The sequence below is a fragment of the Roseateles sp. P5_E8 genome, from assembly GCF_054177665.1.
In genome coordinates this window covers 1-1,371 of sequence record NZ_JBGCUM010000131.1, presented here as the reverse complement: position 1 = coordinate 1,371, position 1,371 = coordinate 1, and the positions used below count along the sequence as shown (strand labels likewise).

At 65.6% G+C, this 1,371-nt stretch carries 1 protein-coding gene; it reads right to left on the bottom strand.

All coding sequences use genetic code 11. The features are described 5' to 3' along the window. The coding region (locus ACXRVZ_RS27575) for a PKD domain-containing protein (protein WP_458233126.1) at positions 1 to 1,357 on the bottom strand (1,357 nt) is incomplete at its 3' end. Positions 1,358 to 1,371 lie beyond the last annotated feature (14 nt).

Sequence of the window (1,371 nt, the reverse complement as noted above, 5' to 3'; positions counted from 1 at the left end):
CTTGCCCACTCGTCGGGCCGCTGATGTTGGCCACCGGCGCCTGGTTGGCCGCCGCCGTGATCACCACCGTCTGCGTCTTGCTGTTGGTCAGGCCCGCAGCATCGGTCACCGTCAACGTCACCGTGTAGGTGCCGGCTGCGCTGTAGCTCTTCGTGGCCGACACCCCGCTTGCGCTCGTGCCGTCCCCGAATATCCACGCATAGCTTGCAACCGGGCCCTCGGCATCCGTGCTCCCAGCACCGGAGAAGCTCAGGTTCGCGCCCACTTGCCCACTCGTCGGGCCGCTGATGTTGGCCACCGGCGCCTGGTTCGTCACGCTTCCCGGCGTCCAGGCCTCCACCTCGGCAATGCGCGAGAGGTTGTAGGCCGAGCTAGTCACCAGAACACGGATGCGCTGTGTTGTGATTGGCGCGAATGTGATCTGCCGCCACACCTTGTTATTGGCGATGACGTTGCCGCCCGGCACGCCCACCCACGCAGCGCCATCCCAGTACTGAACTACGAAATGCGTGATGCCGAATTGGCTGAACGTCATCGTCAGCGTTGGCACTGATGGCGAGGCCGTGTTGTCCTGCAGCGTGAACACATCGATTTCGCCAATCGTCTGCATGCCGTTGAAGTCGATCTGCACCCAATCCGGGTAGACGCCYGARGTRCCGTCCGCCCARGCGCCMCCAGCYCCCCATTTCARCCCMAGCCGGTCGCCGTCGTTGAYCGCGCTTGCGGGATATCTCGAGTCGAAAATGCTGGACGCTGTTGCCACACCGCCGTTAGCGGCTGCWGCGACATTGACTGCCTGTCCTCCCCCCCCGGCCGCCGTGATCAYCACCRYCTGYGTCTTGCTGTTGGTCAGGCCCGCAGCATCGGTCACCGTCAACGTCACCGTATAGCTGCCCTCAGCGCTGTAGCTCTTCGTGGCCGACACCCCGCTTGCGCTCGTGCCATCCCCGAATGTCCACGCATAGCTTGCGACCGGGCCCTCGGCATCCGTGCTCCCAGCACCGGAGAAGCTCAGGTTCGCGCCCACTTGCCCACTSGTCGGGCCGCTGATGTTGGCCACCGGCGCCTGGTTGGCCGCCGCCGTGATCACCACCGTCTGCGTCTTGCTGTTGGTCAGGCCCGCRGCATCGGTCACCGTCAACGTCACCGTGTAGGTGCCGGCTGCGCTGTAGCTCTTCGTGGCCGACACCCCGCTTGCGCTCGTGCCATCCCCGAATGTCCACGCATAGCTTGCGACCGGGCCCTCGGCATCCGTGCTCCCAGCACCGGAGAAGCTCAGGTTCGCGCCCACTTGCCCACTCGTCGGGCCGCTGATGTTGGCCACCGGCGCCTGGTTGGCCGCCGCCGTGATCACCACCGTCTGCGTCTTGC